General features: G+C 32.7%; 20 protein-coding genes. 1 reads left to right on the forward strand and 19 read right to left on the reverse strand.

Annotation, left to right across the window (positions count from 1 at the left end):
- Positions 1 to 36: 36 nt before the first annotated feature.
- From ACWJKE_RS08665 to ACWJKE_RS08725, 13 genes are all read right to left on the reverse strand, one after another.
- Positions 37 to 1,434 (reverse strand): FAD-binding oxidoreductase, encoded by a 1,398-nt coding sequence (locus tag ACWJKE_RS08665; RefSeq protein ID WP_216303160.1) that lies wholly within the window; start codon positions 1,432 to 1,434, stop codon positions 37 to 39.
- Between the two features lie 89 nt (positions 1,435 to 1,523).
- Positions 1,524 to 2,732, reverse strand: coding sequence for an electron transfer flavoprotein subunit alpha (locus ACWJKE_RS08670; RefSeq protein ID WP_216303161.1), 1,209 nt, complete (start codon positions 2,730 to 2,732; stop codon positions 1,524 to 1,526).
- 17 nt (positions 2,733 to 2,749) lie between these two features.
- Complete coding sequence (locus tag ACWJKE_RS08675; protein ID WP_216303162.1) at positions 2,750 to 3,538, reverse strand: electron transfer flavoprotein subunit beta/FixA family protein; 789 nt, start codon at positions 3,536 to 3,538, stop codon at positions 2,750 to 2,752.
- A 216-nt stretch (positions 3,539 to 3,754) separates the two neighbouring features.
- Positions 3,755 to 4,453, reverse strand: coding sequence for a FadR/GntR family transcriptional regulator (locus tag ACWJKE_RS08680; RefSeq protein ID WP_216303163.1), 699 nt, complete (start codon positions 4,451 to 4,453; stop codon positions 3,755 to 3,757).
- Positions 4,454 to 5,080: 627 nt separating this feature from the next.
- On the reverse strand, positions 5,081 to 5,836 hold the full coding sequence (locus ACWJKE_RS08685; RefSeq protein ID WP_216303164.1) for a DeoR/GlpR family DNA-binding transcription regulator: 756 nt from the start codon (positions 5,834 to 5,836) through the stop codon (positions 5,081 to 5,083).
- Positions 5,837 to 5,932: 96 nt separating this feature from the next.
- Positions 5,933 to 7,528 carry a solute:sodium symporter family transporter gene (locus ACWJKE_RS08690; RefSeq protein WP_216303165.1) on the reverse strand — a complete coding sequence of 532 codons (1,596 nt, stop codon included), beginning with the start codon at positions 7,526 to 7,528 and terminating at the stop codon, positions 5,933 to 5,935.
- Between the two features lie 26 nt (positions 7,529 to 7,554).
- Positions 7,555 to 8,451 (reverse strand): myo-inosose-2 dehydratase, encoded by an 897-nt coding sequence (gene iolE / locus ACWJKE_RS08695; RefSeq protein ID WP_220286536.1) that lies wholly within the window; start codon positions 8,449 to 8,451, stop codon positions 7,555 to 7,557.
- A gap of 18 nt (positions 8,452 to 8,469) precedes the next feature.
- Positions 8,470 to 9,483, reverse strand: coding sequence for an inositol 2-dehydrogenase (iolG, locus tag ACWJKE_RS08700; RefSeq protein ID WP_216304652.1), 1,014 nt, complete (start codon positions 9,481 to 9,483; stop codon positions 8,470 to 8,472).
- A gap of 19 nt (positions 9,484 to 9,502) precedes the next feature.
- A complete protein-coding gene (gene iolD, locus ACWJKE_RS08705) occupies positions 9,503 to 11,437 on the reverse strand; it encodes a 3D-(3,5/4)-trihydroxycyclohexane-1,2-dione acylhydrolase (decyclizing) (protein WP_216303447.1) in 1,935 nt (644 codons plus the stop codon).
- A 35-nt stretch (positions 11,438 to 11,472) separates the two neighbouring features.
- The gene (locus ACWJKE_RS08710; RefSeq protein WP_216303446.1) at positions 11,473 to 12,261 is read right to left on the reverse strand and encodes a 5-deoxy-glucuronate isomerase; all 789 of its coding nucleotides are present in this window, start codon (positions 12,259 to 12,261) and stop codon (positions 11,473 to 11,475) included.
- Between the two features lie 11 nt (positions 12,262 to 12,272).
- Positions 12,273 to 13,289: a 5-dehydro-2-deoxygluconokinase gene (iolC, locus tag ACWJKE_RS08715; protein WP_216303445.1), complete on the reverse strand. Its 1,017-nt coding sequence runs from the start codon at positions 13,287 to 13,289 to the stop codon at positions 12,273 to 12,275.
- 9 nt (positions 13,290 to 13,298) lie between these two features.
- Complete coding sequence (locus ACWJKE_RS08720; RefSeq protein ID WP_216303444.1) at positions 13,299 to 14,144, reverse strand: class II fructose-bisphosphate aldolase; 846 nt, start codon at positions 14,142 to 14,144, stop codon at positions 13,299 to 13,301.
- Positions 14,145 to 15,308: an iron-containing alcohol dehydrogenase gene (locus ACWJKE_RS08725; protein WP_462959339.1), complete on the reverse strand. Its 1,164-nt coding sequence runs from the start codon at positions 15,306 to 15,308 to the stop codon at positions 14,145 to 14,147.
- 222 nt (positions 15,309 to 15,530) lie between these two features.
- Between ACWJKE_RS08725 and ACWJKE_RS08730 the strand changes: the two genes are divergently transcribed.
- Positions 15,531 to 17,102, forward strand: a complete 1,572-nt coding sequence (locus tag ACWJKE_RS08730) for an acyl CoA:acetate/3-ketoacid CoA transferase (RefSeq protein WP_462959340.1) — start codon at positions 15,531 to 15,533, stop codon at positions 17,100 to 17,102.
- Between the two features lie 79 nt (positions 17,103 to 17,181).
- Here ACWJKE_RS08730 and ACWJKE_RS08735 read toward each other — a convergent pair whose 3' ends face one another.
- The 6 genes from ACWJKE_RS08735 to eutD form a co-directional block, all read right to left on the reverse strand.
- Positions 17,182 to 17,634, reverse strand: a complete 453-nt coding sequence (locus ACWJKE_RS08735; protein WP_216303441.1) for a cupin domain-containing protein — start codon at positions 17,632 to 17,634, stop codon at positions 17,182 to 17,184.
- A 36-nt stretch (positions 17,635 to 17,670) separates the two neighbouring features.
- Entirely contained in the window at positions 17,671 to 18,768 is a 1,098-nt protein-coding gene (gene eutH / locus ACWJKE_RS08740) for an ethanolamine utilization protein EutH (protein WP_216303440.1), read from the reverse strand.
- Positions 18,769 to 18,841: 73 nt separating this feature from the next.
- Positions 18,842 to 19,384 carry a BMC domain-containing protein gene (locus ACWJKE_RS08745; protein ID WP_216303439.1) on the reverse strand — a complete coding sequence of 181 codons (543 nt, stop codon included), beginning with the start codon at positions 19,382 to 19,384 and terminating at the stop codon, positions 18,842 to 18,844.
- 42 nt (positions 19,385 to 19,426) lie between these two features.
- Positions 19,427 to 19,705 carry a EutN/CcmL family microcompartment protein gene (locus tag ACWJKE_RS08750; protein WP_462959341.1) on the reverse strand — a complete coding sequence of 93 codons (279 nt, stop codon included), beginning with the start codon at positions 19,703 to 19,705 and terminating at the stop codon, positions 19,427 to 19,429.
- A gap of 45 nt (positions 19,706 to 19,750) precedes the next feature.
- Positions 19,751 to 20,515 (reverse strand): hypothetical protein, encoded by a 765-nt coding sequence (locus ACWJKE_RS08755; RefSeq protein WP_220286406.1) that lies wholly within the window; start codon positions 20,513 to 20,515, stop codon positions 19,751 to 19,753.
- A 97-nt stretch (positions 20,516 to 20,612) separates the two neighbouring features.
- Complete coding sequence (eutD, locus tag ACWJKE_RS08760; RefSeq protein WP_165411579.1) at positions 20,613 to 21,239, reverse strand: ethanolamine utilization phosphate acetyltransferase EutD; 627 nt, start codon at positions 21,237 to 21,239, stop codon at positions 20,613 to 20,615.
- Positions 21,240 to 21,245: the final 6 nt, after the last annotated feature.

Below are 21,245 nucleotides of genomic sequence, written 5' to 3' on the forward strand. Positions count from 1 at the left end.
CAACATCTTTAAAAGACATTGGCGATATCATTTTTTCTATTCACAAACCTTTCCTGGATTTAATATATTATTAGGATCAAATGCCAATTTTATATTTTTCATAAGTCCTACATATACAGGGCCAAATTGTTCAAGCATATATGCTTTCTTAGCAAATCCAATTCCATGTTCTCCAGATACTAAACCCTTGAGCTCCCTTGATTTTTCATACATTGCTTCAAATACTTCTTCAATCTTCACTGACCATTCTTTATCTGTAAGCTCATCCTTTAATACATACACATGTAAATTACCATCACCTGCATGACCAAAGCTTCTTATTCTCACATCAAATTCTTTTTGAAGTTCATTAGTATACTTAATGAACTGCGCAACTTTATTTCTTGGAACAACAACGTCACATTCATCCATATCAGTTGTCGTTGCTTTAACAGCTTCAAGGAAAGCTCCTCTTGCAGACCAAACAGCTTCTTTTCTTTCATCTGTATCAGTTATAAATACATCAAGAGCACCTTCTTCAAGGCAAATGTTAGCTACACTTTCATAAGCTCTTTCTATTTCTTCTATGCTATTACCATCAAAAGTTAGTAAAAGATATGCATCTGACGAATTATCCGGGAATTTTTTTCCTAGGAATTCTTCAGCAGCAATAATAACTTCTCTTTGCATAAATTCTATAGCAGTTGGTACAGATTTTGATTTAACTATCAAAGGTACTGTTCCTATTGCCATATCAAGATTTGGAAAAGGTATTAAGAGCGATACAGCTTTCTTAGGTAGTGGTATAAGTTTTAATATAATTTTTGTGATTATTCCAAGGGTTCCTTCCGATCCACATATTAAATCTTTTATGCTGTATCCAGTAGAATTCTTAACTACTTTCCCTCCAACATCAAGTATTTCTCCGCTTGGAAGCACTACTTCAAGGCCTCTTATATAATCTCTAGTAACTCCGTACTTAACAGCTCTCATTCCACCTGCATTTGTATTGATATTACCAGCAATTGTAGCCGATTTTTCACCTGGATCTGGTGGATAAAATAAATCAAACTCTTCAACGTATTTGCTTATTTCCATTAAAAGTACGCCTGGTTCAAGAGTTAATGTTAAGTTTTCTTCATCAATCTCAAGTATTTTGTTCATTCTGGACATATTTATCATAATTCCACCGTGAATTGGAACTGATGCTCCAACTAGTCCTGTTCCAGAACCTCTTGCTACAACAGGAATCATGTTTTCATTTGCATATTTCATAATCTTTGATACTTCGCTTGCTTCAAGAACCTCAACTAATACGTCGGGCATCTTGCTTATTCCACCCATCTCGTCATGGCTAAAATCATCATTTATTGCTTCTCCAGTAAACACCCTATCTTTATCTAATATTGACACTAAAAACTCTATATCCTTAGCATCAAGTTTTTTGTAATCCATAAAATTACCTCCTCGATTCTGAATTTAGTGTTTAAACTTAGTTAGTTTAAACACTAACTTGCCTATTATCTATAACTCCAGTTTAAAAGTTAACGTATACAATACTCAGCTCCTGAATTTTTAATATTTTCAATCAATTGAGGAACTATTTCATAAATATCTCCTACTATCCCATAATGAGCTACATTGAATATAGAAGCATTTTCATCTTTATTTATTGCAAATATACGCTCTGAACTATTCATACCAGCTGTAAACTGAACTGCACCAGAAATTCCAAGAGCTATTATTAGCTTTGGTTTAACTGTTCTACCAGAAAGACCAATTTGTTTCTTAGCATTAATCCAACCTGCTTCAATTGTTGGTCTTGTCCCAGCTATTTGAGCACCAAGAATGTCTGCTAATTCTTGAATCATAACCATATCCTTCTCTGATTTTAACGCCCTACCAACTGCAATGATTACTTCTGCATCTGAAATATTTTCTTCAACTTCTTTCTTTGTAACCTTTAATACTTCAATATTCGAATCGAGTTTTGCTCTATCCATTTCACAGATTGTAATCTTACCTTTTGCATCGCACTGTTTTTCAGGTGCATTCATAACCTTATATCTTACTGTTGACATCTGTGGTCTATTATTAGGACATACAATTTGAGCCATAATGTTACCACCAAAAGCAGGTCTTATCTGTACAAGGTCTGTATTTTCTTTCATTTTAAGTATTGTACAATCAGCTGTGAGTCCAGTTCTAAACCTTGCGGCTACCCTTGGGGCAAGAGATCTACCAATTGTTGTAGCACCAACCAATAATGATGATGGCTTTACCTTGTTTACAAAGTCTTCAAATGCAGCTGTATAAGGTTCTATTCTAAACTCTTCAAATTCTTTATAATCGTATACAAAGACCTCATCAACTCCATAATGAAGCAATTCTTTAGCCTTTTCCTTTATGTTATAACCAATAAATACACAATATACTGGGAAATTAACAACTGCCGCAAGCTCCCTAGCTTTTCCGATAAGCTCCATTGTTACAGGATGTATAACTCCTTCTACATGGTCAACATATACTCCTATACCCTTCCATAAACTTTTATCAACTTGCACGGCCTCTGTTTCAATAAATTCCATTACACCTGTTGGACCTTTTTTAACGCAAATCTTACACATTTTACATCCTGCATTAACTTCAATTTTACCATCTATGTATTCAATAGCACCAAAAGGGCAAACCTTTATTAATTCTTGAATATTTGAATCGTTTACTTTCTCTTGGTTACAAATTAACTTACTCATGAAAATTCCACCCTTCTCTATACAAATTTTAATTCTTTAAGTTTTGCAGCTATTTTTAAACTAAGCTCTGCACCATTGCCTGTCCATGTTTCTCTATCATTATTTACATCTGGTGGAAATATTCTTTCTACCTGAGTTGGTGAACCATTAAGTCCATATTTCTTTTCATCTTTATCTTCAAAATCGTTTAGTGTTATCATTTTTATTTCTCTATCTTTTGTAGCTAATTTTTTCCTATAAGATGGAAGTCTTGGTTGAAATATATCTTTATCTACAGTTAAAAGACATGGAAATTGAATCTCTGCTACTTCAACAGTATTTGCCATATCCATTTCTACAATAATTGATTTTTCTTTTATTTCTATTATTTTTAAAACGTTTGCAATGTGAGGAATATTAAGATATTCAGCCATTTCTGGTCCTACTTGAGCAGTGTCTCCGTCTGTTGTCTGCTTTCCACATAATATGAGATCAAATTCTCCCATTTTCCTTACACCTTGTGAAAGTGTATAAGCTGTAGCAAGAACATCTGCTCCGGCAAACTTTCTATCAGATACAAGTGCTCCTTCATCTGCTCCCATCATATATGCTTCGCGAATTACATCATTTGCTTGTGGTGGTCCCATAGTTATAACCTTAATTACCCCACCTTTTTCTTCCTTTATTCTAAGTGCTGTTTCTAATGCATATAAATCATAAGGATTCATTTTTGAATCTACACCATCTCTTTTTAAAACACCTGTAACTGGATCTACTTCAACTTTTGAAGTTCCTGGAACTTGCTTTATACAAACTAAAATTTCCATATGTGCTCCTCCATTCTTTTTATAGAAAATCTAAAACTCATTAATGGTAAGATGGTCTGACCATCTTTTAAATCATAATAACACACTATTGAAAATATTTCTACTATTATTAATTAATTAATTAACAATATTTATTTTATTTAAAAATTTAAAAGCGAGGGTAATATTTGTTATTACTCTCACTTTTTGCTTTGGACAAAATTATATGTTTTGAAATCATTTTATTTTACTCATATACCTATTTGCAAAATCTAAATGTTCCCGCATTGCTTTTCTAGCATCAGCTGAGCTATGTTTTTCCATAGATAAATATATCTCATTGTGCTGAGAAAAAAGTATTTCTTTATTTTCTGGGTCAACTAATATTAATTTTCTTGCATCCTTAATAAAATGATCTACAAGCGTTGAAACTGTTTTAAGAATGTTAAATACTAAAACATTGCCCGAACACTCAGCAATCTTATAATGAAACTCTTTATCAATTTCAACATTAGTATTCTCGTCCGCACAATTCATAAATCTTTGAGTAAGCTCTTTTAACTCTTTTAGTTGTTCACTGGTTATCCTATTCGCAGCAAGGCCTGAAGCCTCAACCTCCACAATCTTTCTAAGCTCCCATATCTCTTCTGGATTGCTTCCCTCTAACATAAACATAATTGATAGCGGTTCAAATAATTTATCTTGAAAATTTGCTTTTATATAACTACCTTCTCCTTGTCTGCACTCTATAAGTCCAATGACTTCTAATGTTCTAAGCGCTTCACGGATAGAAGCCCTGCTTACCTTTAATTGCTCCACTAAATTCCTCTCTGAAGGAAGTTTGTCACCCTTTTTAAGCGTACCTTTATCAATCATATTTTTTATTTGATCTATTACCTGTTCATAAACTTTTGTGTTTTTTATTGGACTAAACATTTTGTTCCCCCTGTATATTTCTGCAAATAGTTAAATATAAATTTTACATTTTTATCTATTACGCTTCTTCTAATATTCAAAACCCGCACAATACATTTTATTCAAATTCCACATAATATATACATTATAACATAATATATGTATTGCAACGTAATAATTATAGTTTCATAATACTTCAAAAAATTTCTTAATAACTATATATAATTGTGGATTGGCATAATAAACATCATCAGAGTGGATTAAAAAACCGACAAGACTCATACAGTCTTATCGGTTAAATCATCACCTTCGTAGCTGCTCATCATCTTGGACGCTGCAAAATTAATCTTACAGTTTAAATTTTGAACCATGCTATTCAGTTTTCCCGCTAATTTGGATTGATTTTTATAAGCAAAGCCTTCTCACATAAATTTTTAATGCGATAGCCTTTAATTTCAGTATTTATGGTTGAAAAATAGAAGGACATCCCCTTATTTGGCATAATTGAATGACAACAAACAAAAACCAAAAGGGATGTTCTTTATGAATATAATTATAACAAAAAATTATACTGAAAAACAGTTTAATTTGATAAATTTTTTATTATTTTTATTATAATCCTCAATAATTAAAAATGCCCTTGAACCATTATTCAGAGAAAATAAAATTAATTTTATTTTCTTCAAAAAATTCTATATATTTTTCAGATGGTTTTCTATCTGTTATAAGATAATCTATATCTGTTAATTGACAATAAGTCATAAGTGATGAAACTTCAAATTTAGACGAATCTGCTAACAAATACAACTCATTACTCTTTTCTACTATAATTTTTTTAATTTTATATTCTAATGGTGAAGAATTTGTGGCTCCATTAGATATAGAAATACCTGAAGCAGCCATAAATGCTTTATTTATATTATAATCTTTGAATATTGTAAGAGTATTTATCACCTCAAAAGAATTTGTTTTTCTTATTAACCTTCCTCCCGTACAAATAACATTTAAATTTGGAAAAGGGAGTGCGATTATTATAACATTCAAACTATTCGTCAGTATAGTTACATCATTTTTGTTTTTTAAGAAGTCTATCATATTAATTGTTGTTGTCCCAGAATCAATGAATATTACATCTCCATCATTTACAAATTCAGATGCAACCTTAGCTATTGCCATTTTTTCATAATTATTTTTAATGTTTCTTTCTTCGAAAGGAATTATTTCTTTAATAATAGCTGTTACTCCTCCATAAACTTTTTTTACACTCCCTTTTTTTACAAGTTCATTTATATATCGGCGAATTGTATTTTTAGAGATTTTAAAAATATCGCATAATGAATCTAAAGTGACTGATTCATTTCTTAATATATATTCCTCAATTTCTTTGATTCTATTAATTTTCATAATCAATTATCCTTTCGCACATGATTTTTCTAGGCGATAGATTGTAATTTCAGTATTTATAGCAAAAACCCATAAGAACATTCTCTTATTTCTTTTTTATCTAGCAAGTCCTAGTGGTGAAAATAATATATACATTCCGATCATACAAATTACAACAGCTATTCCAATACACTTTCCATATTTCCAAGGTGTTAAATCAACTTTACTTTCATCATCTTGAATTTTGAATGGTATTTCCATCGGTTTTAATTTACCAATTAATAACATTATTAAAATATCCAAGAAAAATAAACCACTCAATACGTATAAAAAATTAACATCAGCAAATAAAAATTTAGAAATCGTATAGGCTATAATATGAAAAATCATTGTTACTTTTGCGGCTAAGGCAGGAACACGTTTTGTATAGAAACCAAGCAGAATAATTGCTAGTAATGGCATATTATAAAAGCCATTGTATTCTTGAAGGAAAGTATACAAACCTGCTGGTGCATAAGCAATAAAAGGGGCTACAACTATTGAAACTATTGCTACAAATGCTGTCACTATTTTTCCAACCTTAACAACTTCTTTGTCAGAAGCTTTAGGACGAATTATTGGTTTATAAAAGTCTAATGCGAATAGGGTTGAAGTACTATTTAAAGCTCCTGCGAAAGAACTTAAAATAGCTCCAAAAATTACTGCTCCGAAAATACCATAAGCCCATGTTGGAAGTACTGCCGTGACTAAAGATGGGTACGCATCATCAGCTACTTTTAGTGTCTTTCCAAACATATTATATGCAATAATCCCCGGAAAAACTAAAAATAAAGCTCCAAAAATTTTAAAAAAGCCTACATATAAAGCACCCTTTTGTGCTTCTTTGAGATTCTTTCCTGCTAATGCTTTTTGAACAATCATTTGATTAGTACACCAATAAAATAGATTATTGAAAAACATCCCGAGGAACAATGTCGGCCAAGGAATCAATTTTGAATCAAGTGCTCCGATAGCATTTAATTTGTCTGGAGTTCGCTGGATTATTAATTGAATTCCTCCAGTGAAACTACCGTTACCGAGCAAGATTAATCCTAAAATTGGAATTGAAATACCTCCAACAATTAAACCAACACCATAAATCGTATCACTAAAGGCACTTAAAGAAATTCCTCCAATCAACACATACAAGAGTCCAACCAAGCCAATAAATGCTGCTACAATTATAATTGCAACTTGGCCATTTACATTTAATAACTTATCTATATGGAAAAGTTTATTAAAAACTAACGCTCCTGAAAACAATACGACCGGTAAAAAAGTAACTGTATAACTTACTAGAAACAAAAATGATATAATTCTTTTAGTCGTTGTATCATAACGAATTTCAATAAAATCAGAAATAGTACTAATTCCATGTTTTAAGTATTTAGGTAAGAAAACAAACGCCAGTAGCACACAAGCAAAAGCAGCTGTAACCTCCCAAGCCATTACCTCCATTCCAGCTACGTAACTTTGGCCATTTTGTCCAACAATTTGCTCTGTAGATAGATTCGTCATTAGAATTGTTCCAGCAATTGTTATTCCTGTTAGGCTTCGTCCTCCAAGGAAATAACCATCCGCATCATCTTTGTTAATTAATTGTGATTTTTTCCAAGCAATAAACCATACAGTTGCAACGATAGCCATAAATGTAATTCCTGAAAAGAGATTCATTAAGTCACCCCCTTTTTGTAATAGGATTATGCTCCGCATATATCTTTAATATATTTTCTTGCTTTTACTGCATATTCAAATGGATTTGCCTTTGCTGGGTCTTGCTCTGCTTCCACCAATAGCCAACCCTCATAATTATTGTCTGCTAAAATTTTGAATATTGGCTTAAAATCAATGCTTCCATCACCTGGCACTGTAAAAGCTCCTAATCGAACTCCTTTTAAGAAACTAAGTTTTTCATCTTTAACCTTTTTTACTATTTCCGGTCTAATATCTTTTAAATGAACATGCTTGATTCTATTTATATATTTTTTAAGTATTGCTATATGATCCTCACCTGAATATACTAAATGACCTGAATCAAATAACAAGTAAACTAAATTTTCATAAGTAATACTCATAAGCTTATCTATCTCTTTTGTTGTTTGTACTCCTGTTCCCATATGATGATGGTAAACCATTTTCATTCCCTTATCTTGAGCTAACTTTCCTAGCTTGTTTAATCCATTTCCAAGCAGCTTCCATTCTTCCTCATTAAAATGGTACTTCCCATCAAACACTGGAGTATCTAGTTCACCTTGTACGCTATGTCCTTGCTCAGCTACAACGATTACATCAGCCCCAAGATCATGTAGAAAATCTCTATGCTTAACAAATTCTGCCTCAGTTTCTTCATATGGTTTCGTAGTTAAGAACGAACTAAACCAAGCACTTGCAATTTCCAACCCTCTAAGCTCTAAAGCCTTTTTTAAAACTTTAACATCCTTTGGATACTTATTTCCGACCTCTGTTCCTTGGAAACCGGCTAATGCGGCTTCACTCAAGCACTGATCAAAAGTATTTTCTTTTCCTAAATCTGGCATATCATCATTTGTCCATGCAATTGGAGCAATACCTAATTTGACCTTTTTACTATTTAACATAATTAACACCCCTCATAATTAAAATTTAATTTCAGATAATTTAACTGGTCTGTTCTCATGTAATGATTTTGTAGCAGCTTCACCAATTAATACAGCTTGTAACCCATCTTCACCATCTACAGGTGTATCTGTATTATTTACAATTGCGTCAATAAATTCTGTTACTTCCTGCGCATAAGCCTGCATATATCTTTCTAGGAAGAAGAATAATGGTTTTTCTCCTGTAACACCATTTTCATTTGATATTACTGCCGATGAAGTGCTATCATTTGCTATTGAAACCTGACCTAATGATCCAAACACTTCAGCCCTTTGATCATATCCATAAGCTGACTGCCTTGAGTTATCAATTACTGCTAAAGTTCCGTTTTGCATCTTTAATGTTATAATAGCTGTATCAATGTCCCCAGCTTCGCCTATAGCGTTGTCTATCAATACATTACCGAGTGCATAAACTTCTTCAACTTCACTATCTAAAAGATATCTAGCCATATCAAAATCATGAATTGTCATATCTAAGAACATGCCACCAGAAATCTTCACATAATCTATTGAAGGTGGCTCAGGATCTCTTGAAGTTATTTTCAAAATATGAGGTTCTCCAATTTTTCCACTAGCAACCGCATTCTTAATTGATTTAAAGTTGTGGTCAAATCTTCTATTAAACCCTACTTGATACTTAACCTTAGATTTACCTAATTCATTAATGACTTCTTTTATTCTAGTTAAATCATGATCAATTGGTTTTTCACAGAAAACATGCTTTCCTGCTCTTATTGCTTCTATTGAGATTGGTGAGTGTGTATCTGTTGAGGAGCAAATTAATACTGCATCAATTTCTGGATCTTCTAATATTTTTTTATAGTCAGTATATACCTCAAGTATTCCCTTACTCTTTGCCCATTCTCTTGTAGCATCGTTTAAGTATGCATCAGCAATTGATTTAATTTCAGCATTTTTAACATATTTTGATATACTTTCTCCATGTACCTTCCCAATTCTTCCTACACCAATAATTCCAACCTTTAACATAATAACATCTCTCCCCGTTTTAATATTTTCTTACATTTGTAAGATTATCTGTTTTGTTAATGTACGCATTTTTTATTGAATCTTTATCAGAAACCTCAGCAACTCCTACATGCCACCAAGACTCATAACCGTTTGTCATTGTTTTTGGAAGTGTTTTTATATCTATTAAAGTAGATCTAGTTTGTTTTTTTGCATCTACTAGCGCTTCTTTAAGCTCTTCTATTGTTTTGACTGTATAGCTTTTTACTCCATACCCTTGTGCACATTTTGCAAAATCTATTGGAATCAATCCACCATTAAGCTTGCCGCTTTTTTCATTTCTATATCTAAACTCTGTTCCAAAACTGCCCATTCCATTTCCCATTTCTAGATTGTTAATGCAACCAAATCCGCTGTTATCGAATAGTAATACATTTATCTTCTTGTTTTCTTGAATAGACGTTATTAATTCCGAATGAAGCATTAAGTAACTTCCATCACCAACAAATGCATATACTTCTTTATTAGGTTCTGCAAGCTTCACTCCTAAAGCTCCTGATATTTCGTATCCCATACATGAATAACCATATTCCATGTGGTAGCTATACTTATCTCTTGAAGTCCATAACTTTTGTAAATCGCCTGGTAAACTTCCTGCAGCACCCACTACAACATAATCTTTTTTAAGAAAATTATTAATTTCACCTATAACTGTGGTTTGTGGAAGAGCTTCTCCGCAAAGTTCATAAAATTCTCTTAAGCTTGCTTCATTTTGTCCTAGCATTTCAGGTTTGAAATTATCTTCACTATATTTTATACTATATAATCTCTCAATTTCTTTTCCCCATTTATTTTTGGCATCAGAAATCTCCTTGTTATACTCGCTTTTATATCCTTTTTCAATAAGCTTATATCTAAGTTGTTCTAAATTAACCAATACATCCCCGACCACTTTAGTAGCATCCATTTTAGTTGCATTATATCTAGATGTATTTATTGTCAAGAATTCAACTTCATCATTCTTAAACAATCCTTTAGAAGCTGTTGTAAAATCTGTAAATCTTGTTCCAAGTCCTATTATGAGGTCTGCATCTTTAGCTATAAGATTTGCAGCAAGGGTACCTGTAACTCCAATACCTCCTAGATTCAGATAATGGGTTGATTCTACTGCACTTTTTCCTGCCTGCGTTTCTGCAATAGGTATATTAAATTCCTGCGCAAATTTCTTTAGTTCTTCACCTGCTTCTGAATATTTGGCTCCTCCGCCACAAATGATTAATGGTTTTTTCTTTCTAGCTATTAAACTTATAGCATCTTCTAGTTCTAAATCCGTAGCTTTTCTTCTTTCAATTCTATGCACTCTCTTCTTGAAAAAATATTCTGGATAATCGTAAGCCTCTCCTTGAACATCCTGTGGCAGTGCAATACATACTGCGCCAGTATCTCCCTCATCTGTTAATACTCTCATTGCATTTATCATAGCTGACATCAATTGTTCTGGTCTGCTCACTCTATCCCAATATTTACTTACAGGTTTAAAAGCATCATTTGTAGTAATTGAAGCATCATAATCTTGTTCGACTTGTTGAAGTACAGGATCTGGCTGCCTTGTAGCAAATGTATCACCTGGAAATAATAATACAGGTATATTATTTGCTGTTGCTGTTGCGGCAGCAGTTACCATATTAGCAGATCCAGGACCTACCGATGATGTACATGCATATATTTTTTTCCTTCTTTTTTGCTTAGCGAAAGCCACAGCTGCTTGGGCCATGCCTTGTTCATTTCTACCTTGACGTACTATTAATTTGCCAGGATCTTGTTCTAATGCTTGACCAAGACCTAATACATTTCCATGTCCGAATATTGCGAAAATTCCTTCGATGAATCTTTCTTCTTTGCCATCAAAACTTACAAACTGGTTATTTAAAAATTTAACCACTGCTTGTGCAGTAGTCAGTCTAATTGTACCCATCTCAAACCCCCTTATATCTTAATCAATCATTTATACTATTTTTCTGGCCATATCTTAACATTTTTGTCCCAAAGCCAAGTATGATCTTTATCATCTATTCTGTCAGTCCATGGGTTATTATCTAAATGTCTTATCATCCAACAATAGTACATAGCATAACCTGGTGCAGCTGTTTGAGGATGAACAAGGCCTCCTTGAATTAAAGCAAAGCTTCTATCTGTTATCTTATAAGCATTTTCACCTATTAGACATAAACCAAATCCTTGAGGTTTATTAAATTTATAGTAATAAACTTCAGGTTGTGGATGATGATGTGGTGGGTAACTTGACCATTTACCAGGATAAGTAATAACTTCTCCCATTACCATGTTTGAATATGGTTCATTTTTATAATCAAATACTGTTCTAACTACTCTTCTTGCAGTACCATTCCATACCCCTTCACCAAATACTTCACTTTTACAATCTTCTGGATAATATAATTTTGCTTCAAAGGTATTTTTATTATCTGTATATTGAAGAAGTATTTCGCTTTGTTCTAAAATTTCTACTTGGACCTTTGTATCCTTTGGCACATGTAAACACCAGGGACCTTCATCAAATACTGAAGTTCTCTCTATTACTTTTTTATTTCCTGACCACCTAATTTCAAGTTTTCCTGTTAACATCAATACAGCCAATTCTTTGAAATCTGAATAGTACGTTTTAACTGAACCTTTTTCAAGTTTTATTACAGCAATATCCATTAACATTTCTTTATTTTTACCGTTAATCTCGCATATTGTATTTTCACCGTATTTTAGATTACCTAAACTTTCTACCATTTAAATCCTCCTTATGATTTTACGACCATTTCACCATATTCCTCTTTGCTCTTTCTTATAAATTCATTAATCCCTTCGACTTTTGGCATTGCATCAGAGCAGCTGTGACTTGCAACTAACATTGAAGCTGAAGCACTACCAAACTCTAAGCAGTCAATAATATCCCATCCTTCAAGTAATCCATAAACAAATGCAGACCCATATGCATCCCCGCCACCAAAAGATTTAAGAAGTTTAACTGGGAAAGGCTTTATATTAAAGCTTTTTTTATCTGATGTATAAGCAGTTGATCCATCTTTTCCATGCTTTATAACAACAATTTTACTACCATAATTAAACCATCTATTAGCGGTTTCCTGATCGCTACTATCTTGTCCAATTATTGTTTGCGTTAAATCAAATTCTTCTCTTGACCCTATTATAACATCACTGTTTTTTGCGACTAGAGCATAATAAATTGCAATCTCATCCTTATTAGTCCATGAATATTCTCTATAATCAATATCGAAAATAACTACTGTATTATTTTTCTTTGCATACTCTAATGCCTTCAAGGTTGCTTCTCTTGACGGACTCTGAGATAAAGCAGTCCCAGATATTATAATAGCTTTAGTATTCTTAATATATTCTTCACTAATTTCGGAGGCTTCCAGCGCTAAATCTGCAACACCATTTCTGTACATTAAAATACTACTTTCAGTTGGACTAAGTATTTCAGTAAAAGTAAGTCCTAAATTTTCTCCATTTTTAGCAAAATAAATTTGCGTCGTATCTATTTCTTCATTTTTAAAATAGTTAATAACAAATTCACCAAACCTATCATTTGATACTTTACCAATAAACCCTACCTTTTTACCTAGTCTTGCAAGTCCAACTGCAGTATTAGCTGGTGACCCACCTAAATATTTTTTAAAAGTCGCACTTTCTGAAAGTGGCATATTTATATCAATAGGATTAAAATCAATTGCAGCTCTTCCGAGTGGCACAATATCAAATTCTCTACTATTATCAAATTTAATGTAACCCATTATTTCCCCCTATGCTTTGTTTTGACTTCCGAATATCTTAATATGCCTCTTTACATTAATATAAGCACCTTCTATTTCTTTCTCATGCAACTCGAAATAATCAACTTTTTCGGACTCTTCATATAACTTCCCAACATTTTCTTCAACTGAAGCAAATGTTGCTGTTGCTATATTAATTTTTCTAATTCCAAGACTTACACATTTTCTAAAATCGTCATCACTTATACCTGTTCCCCCATGCAATACTAATGGAACATCTACCCTTTTGTTTATTTTGTCTAATACATCAAAATTTAATTTTGGATTTTCTAAATATACTCCGTGAGCATTTCCTATTGCCACTGCTAATGCATCAACGCCTGTTGCATCGAAAAACTCCCTTGCCTCATCTACCCCAGTAAACAAACCTGATATTTCTTTTAAGCCATCTTCACTACCGCCTACTCGTCCTATTTCAGCTTCTACGTCTGCATTATATTTTTTTGCTTCATCTATAACTTCTCTTGTTAACCTTATATTATCTTTCAGTGGATATTTTGAACCATCTATCATAACTGAAGTAAATCCAAGCTGGAGAGCTTCCTTTATCTTTTCTAAAGTTAAACCATGATCAAAATGTATAGCTACTGGTATTTTCGCTTTTTTTGCTCCTGCAACCATCATAGATCCTATTAACTCTAATGGCGAAGCATTTAATCTTACTTCTGCAATTTGAATTATCATCGGAGAATTTAACTCTTCACCAGCCTTTATAGCACCGATTAACATTTCCATATTTGCTACGCTAAAAGATCCAACAGCATATTTTCCTTTTTCTGCTTTACTCAATAAATCCCGCATATTTACTAGTGGCATTTATTTCACCTGTTTCCATAATAATTTATAAATATTTATTATGTCTTCCTTTTCAGTCTTTCTTCTTGTATTTCCTGGGCTGCCACTGTCTAAAGCATCACCCGCCATTTTTTCTAAATTTTCAAAGAATTTTTGCTTATTAACACCAACCTCTTCAAGGGTTTGAATGTTTAAGTCTCTACATAGATCTCCAATTTCTTTTATAAAAGCTTGACCTGCTTCTATATCACTCTCACCTTTCTTATAGATGCCTATAGCTTTAGCTAAATCACAAAATCTTTCTGGTGTTCCAGATAATGCAAAATTCAAACAATCTTGCAACAATATAGCATTAGATAATCCATGTGGTACATGATAAAGTGCACCCACTGGTCTACTCATACCGTGAACTATTGTCACTGAAGAGTTATTAAAAGCAATTCCAGCTTCAAGTGCAGCTATTGACATTTCTGTTCTAGCTTCAACATCATTCCCATTTTGATAAGCTTTTAATAAATACTTAGTTATCCTTTTAACCGCAGAAAGAGCAAAGGTATCTGACATTGTCTGCGATTTCTTTGATGTATATGCTTCGATTGCATGAGTTAATGCATCCAATCCTGTAGCTGCTGTTACGTTAGGTGGAGCTGTCGTTGTAAAAATCGGATCTATTATTGCTAAAGTTGGCATTAGATAAGACCCCTTTAACAACATTTTTATATCCCTCTTTGTATCCGATATTATAGTGAACTGAGTTGCTTCTGAACCCGTTCCTGCTGTTGTAGGTAATGCAACTAGAGGAGGGGTTGCATTAGGAATCGTTTTCCCTAAATAATCATTAATTTCCCCTGTATTCGTTATCATAGCCCCTACAGCTTTCATTGTATCTATAGGGCTTCCTCCACCTAACCCAATTAAGAAATCACATTTTCCTTCTTTATAAGCTTTAGTTCCATCGTTTACCATGATATCTGTCGGTTCACTATTTACTTTACTATAAACCACATATTCAATATTAATACTATCCAACATATCTGTTACTTTTTTCAAGCTTCCAATTTTTACAATTGTATCATCAGTTACAATTAAAGCTTTTTCCCCTAGCTGTTTAACGTTTTCGCCAGCTAGATTAAGTGCTTCCTTTCCAGTAATTATATATCTTGGTGTTAAAAACAAGTTGCTCATTATATAACCTCCCATGTTGTTGTTTTGTTGTCACTTCTTAAGTATATTATGCGCAACTTAACCAATATATGTTAATAATAGTAGTATATTTAATTATTTCTTCATATTCATTATCATTTTCATTTTCCCTGGAATATCGTAGACAACTGAATAATAGTTATATTTATGATGCTAATCAATATTAATAATTTTACAATATACTGTGAAAGGTGATGTAGTTCTATGAAAATCTTAAAACCTAAAGAAGCTGCTGAGTTAGTAAAGGATGGCGATTATATTGTAACAGATGGATTTGTTGGCAGTTGTTGTCCTGAAACCCTTACTACAGCTTTAGAAAAGCGTTTTTTAGAAACTGGTAAGCCTATAAATTTAAATCTTATATACGCCGCTGCTCAGGGTAATCAAAATGGAAGAGGTGCAGATCATTTTGCACACGAAGGAATGACTAAAAGAGTAGTAGGTGGTCATTATAACATGGCACCTGCCCTAGGAAAATTAGCTGTAGAAAATAAAATAGAAGCCTATAATCTTCCACAAGGAACTCTTTCTCAGCTTTTTAGGGATATTGCTGGTAAAAGGGTTGGTACTATAACTCATGTAGGACTAAACACATTTGTTGACCCTAGAATTGAAGGAGGGAAATTAAATGATATTACAAAGGAGGATATTGTAAAGATAATTGAAATCGAAGGTGAAGAGAAGCTACTATATAAATCATTTCCAATTGATATCTGTTTTGTACGCGGTACATATGCAGATAAAAATGGTAATATTAGTCTAGAAAGAGAAATAGCTACTCTTGAAGCAACATCCATTACTCAAGCAACAAAAAACTGCGGTGGAATAGTTGTAGTTCAAGTTGAAAGAGTAGTAGCTGCTGGCACCCTTGATCCACGACTTGTGAAAATTCCTGGTATATATGTAGACTATGTTGTTGTTTCAAAACCAGAGGAACATGAGCAGACCTTTGGATTTGAATATAATCCAGCTTGTACAGGTGAAATAAAAGCAATAATGGATTCAATTGAAAATACACCTTTAGATATTAGGAAAATAATAGCAAGGAGAGCTGCCTTTGAGCTTAAATCTAATACTGTTGTAAATTTAGGAATTGGAATACCTGAGGTAATATCATTAGTTGCTAGTGAAGAAGGGATTTGCGATTATATGACACTTACAGTAGAAGCAGGAGCAGTTGGTGGATTGCCACAGGGTGGATTAGCTTTTGGTGCATCAGTAAATCCAGAAGCAATTCTAGACCAAGCATGCCAATTTGATTTTTATGATGGTGGTGGAGTTGATTTAGCATTCTTAGGATTAGCTCAAGTTGATAAAGACGGTAACTTAAATGTAAGTAAGTTTGGAACACGTGTTGCAGGATGCGGTGGCTTTATCAATATTACCCAAAATGCAAAAAAAGTTATATTCTGTGGAACATTTACAGCCCAAGGACTTAAACAAGAAATAAAAGATGGAAAGCTTGTTATCAAACAAGAAGGTAAGCTATTTAAATTTATTGATCAAGTTGAGCAAATTACTTTTAGTGGGAAATATGCACGAAAGGTAAATCAGCCAGTAATGTACATTACTGAAAGAGCTGTATTCGAACTTAAAAAGGATGGACTTTATCTTACTGAAATAGCACCAGGTATTGATTTGCAAAAGGATGTTTTAGATTTAATGGCTTTCAAGCCAAAAATGAATGATATTCCCAAACTTATGGATGAGCGTATTTTCTATGATAAACCAATGGGATTAATAGATTTTAGTTTATCAAGAGAGAAAGATATTTAATAAGATAAAGGCCTCATACTAAATTAATAGTATGAGGCTTTTTTTTTGTTTTGTTCTAAGTCTTTACCTTAAAAAATATCTACTTTATATCGGCCCAATTAGCAGGATATGTCACAAACATAAATTTTGCATAATTTGGAACACTGAATTGAATTTTTGAGTTTTTAGGAATTAAAATCATTTCCCCTTTATTGGCTACAACTTTTCTTCCATCAATATTTACTTCTAAAGTTCCCTCTATAACATAATCTATTTCATCATATTTTAATGTCCAATCAAAGCACGTTTCTTTCATTTCCATAAGACCGCATCCAAGTCTCGGACTTTCTTCTAATGTTAAAACATCTGTTAAAAGTACGTCATCTCCCTCTTTGCCAGTATCAAACTTACCCATTTTTACAGTGTCTAATTTTATTGACATTATACCACTAGGATCTACGTGCTTTTCAAATTCACATTTTTCCTTTGATAAACTTTCTGCTATGATTTTTCTAACCATGTCCTCAATTAATTTTGCATCTATATTTTCCATTTTAATTCCTCCATTCATTATTATCTTATAATGCTATTATGCTTGAACAGACTTATTTTTTTTATTTTTCGAAAGTATAAAACAAGCTAACGCAACCGCTGCAACTCCACCGACTAATTTTGCAACTATCATAGGGAATATCATTCCTTTTTCTACTCCAGCAACAAAACCTAAATGATCTCCAAATACAAAAGCTGCACTAACTGCAAATGCAACGTTTATTATCTTACCCCGTTCATCCATGTCTTTCATCATTCCAAACATTGGTATACTATTTGCAAGACTCGCCACCATACCTGCTGCTGAAATATCATTCATACCTAGTAATGAACCAAGCTTCATTAGAGGTTTTTTAAATACTTTCGTTATAACATAAACCATTGGGAAGGCTCCTGCGAGTACTATTGCAATAGAACCTACTATCTCAATACCTTCGGATAGTGGTGCCATTCCAGGTATAACAACTACTCCTGTTAAAGTTTCTATTATTATAGCTGCAAGACCTATTGTTATAAGCACAACTACACCTTTTCCAAAAACGGTAAAGCCTTTTATCATTTTTTCAGGAATTAACCATAATCCTACAGCAAGAAGTGCTGCAAATATTATTATTGGCACAAGATTTTTAAGTAACATTATTACTCCAAATCCAGCTACAAGTCCACCTATAAGCGCTCCTATAGGAATTGTTATTATCCCTGCAAGTACACCTGTTGCCAAAAATTTATGGTCTTCTTTTTTAATTATTCCAAGAGCAACTGGTATAGTAAATACAATAGTTGGTCCCATCATAGATCCTATAATTACGCCTGAGAAGCTTGCTGCTTGTGCTGTTTGTGCAAGTTCTTTTGCAAGAGGATATCCTCCCATATCACAAGCAAGTAAAGTAGTAGCAAACATAGATGGATCTGCTCCTAATGCAGTGTAAATTGGGACTACTACAGGTTTTAATACACTAGCAAGTACTGGTGCTAAACAAACTACACCAACCATAGCTATAGTTAATGAACCCATTGCCATAAATCCCTCTTCAAATTGTTCTCCTAAACCAAATTTATTTCCTATGCACTTATCTATTGCACCTAAAACCATGAAAACAACCATTATATATATAATAATTTCATTTATTCCCATTTTTTCTCCTTCCAGAAAATTATTTTTTGATCATATGTATTTTTTTAGAATTTATCTACATTGTTAACTATTATTATAAGCTACTGATTAGTTCCTTAGATGGTGATGGAATTACTATACTTGAAACTATTTTTTTCTCATCAATTTCTCTTAAAGCTTCTTTTACAGCTTCCTGCACAGAACTCACATCACCATATATAATAAAATAAGATTTTCCACCAATTAAAGTGCCGAGACTTAACTTAAAAAGCCTTACCTCCGCTGCTTTAAGCGCCTTATCTAAGATAAATATTCCAGAAACTACATTAGTGGTCTCCACTACTCCTATAGCTCCATTAGGTACTACTTTTATTTTATTTTTTAATGATTGTATAATATCCTTATGTACATTAGGAAGTAGAAAACTTCCTATCAAAAAACCTTTACTTTGATTCGTCCCCTTGTCTAAGGCTTCTTTAACAGATCCTACTTCTCCTGATATAAGTATCATAAATTTCCCTGGACAAATAGTTCTACAAAATACTAATTCTACCTCTGCTGCTTTTAGAACTACATCCGCTATTTCTATTCCTTTTGCAATACTTCTAAATTCCATCATTCCTAAAGTTTTAATCATAGATTCACTCCAAATAAATTTATTTATACGAGAAGTGCTTTATTATAGAAATTCTGCATCTACTTCTAAACTATCTATTATACCTACTATAACAGCATCCACAGGCACATCTTTTATATGCAGTGATGCGCTTGCAGCGCTACCTTTAGTCACTAATACACTATCCCCTATGCCAGCCCCTACTATATCTGCGGCAACAAAAATTCCGCTCCCCTCGCCGGCTGCAGCTTTAGATGGTTCTATCACTAAGAATTTTAATCCATTTAATTTATCATCTTTTCTTGTAGCCCAAACATTGCCTATAACTTTACCAATAATCATTAACTGCCCCCCCCTTTTTATTTTTTAAAATGTTTTAGAATAACCCTAAACTCTATTTATCTTTAATCGTTTTATTCTTATAAAATCTTGAGCAAGTGGGGTTAATATAGCTTTTTTAATTAAGTTTACTTCCTTTATTCCGTTCATATATAATTTTCTAAGGTCTGATTCTGTAATCAGTCTTTTATTATTTATTTCTACTATTTGATGAGATTGCACAGTATCCTCTGAAACCGCTTTTTTAGCTTGTGATTCAGTTTTATTATGCATATCATCGATTACTATATTTGATTCTATTGAGCAGGATTTTTGCACTGATTCATCATTGCGATTAGCGCCCATTTGCATGCTTTTTAATAAATCCTTTTGATGGACTAAAGCAATTCCATAAGACATGATTTTGTGTTCATATTGATTATATAGATTATATAAAGCTTCATTAGACGTACTTAAATGTTTTCTGTACTGTATTCCCTCTTTTAATACATAAACCTTCTTACCGTTAAAAAGAGCCTCTACTATAAACGCTTGTACACCATTATTACATAACCCAAGCGCCATTGATGATAATCCTTTATTACATAAATTTGTAACTATTATATGCTCATAGTCTCTCAAATTTATATCTTCTTTATCATAAATATGAACCTCGTATTTATCTTCTACAAGCTCTTTAATCACTATTAACTCTTCTTCAGAGGAACTTATTACCAATACCTTTTCTTTATCCATTGCAGTACTATTTCTACTGCTAGGAATCCTCTTCATAACTTCCTTAGTGATCATATCTACTAATTTTTCTATATCCACTTAAATCACTTCCTTATATAAAAATTATAATGTTTAATACAGCTTAACATATAAGGTATATCATCTTATTTTTAAAATCATCTATAAAACAACAATTCTATTTTATAATTTTTGCAGTAGTGCCTTTATTATATCCACAGGCATTTGCCTCATCATAATCTATGTGCATAAATGTTCTAAATTCTTTCTTTACCCTAATTACAACATCATCAAAGATTAGCGGTCTTTCCCCAGAAACTTCAACTTTAACTATATCTTTATCACGAACCTTAAATAACTTTGCATCTTCTAATGTTAAATGTATATGACGTTTTGCAACTATTAACCCCTCTTTAATTGTTAAAGAAGCTTTTTCTGTAGATATGGTTACACCTGCACTACCCTGTAATTTTCCTGATTCACGAATTGGTGCTTTTACTCCTAAAATAACAGCATCACTCTTAGATATTTCAGCCTGTGTGTGTGTTCTTTCTGGTCCAAGTACAACTACATTTTTAATTGTTCCTTTAGGCCCAGTTAGGCTAACTCTTTCGTTGCAGCTATATTGACCTGGTTGTGATAATTTCTTTACCTCTGTTAATTTATAACCCTTACCAAATAATGTATCAATACTTTCTCTTGAAAGATGAACATGTTTTCCTGAAGCTTCCACTGTAATTTTAAATTTTTCATTTACTCTTTTTATGACTTCTTCTATAATGTATTCAATGTCTATACCGGTCACTGATGT

The organism is Clostridium sp. CM036 (genome assembly GCF_055081135.1).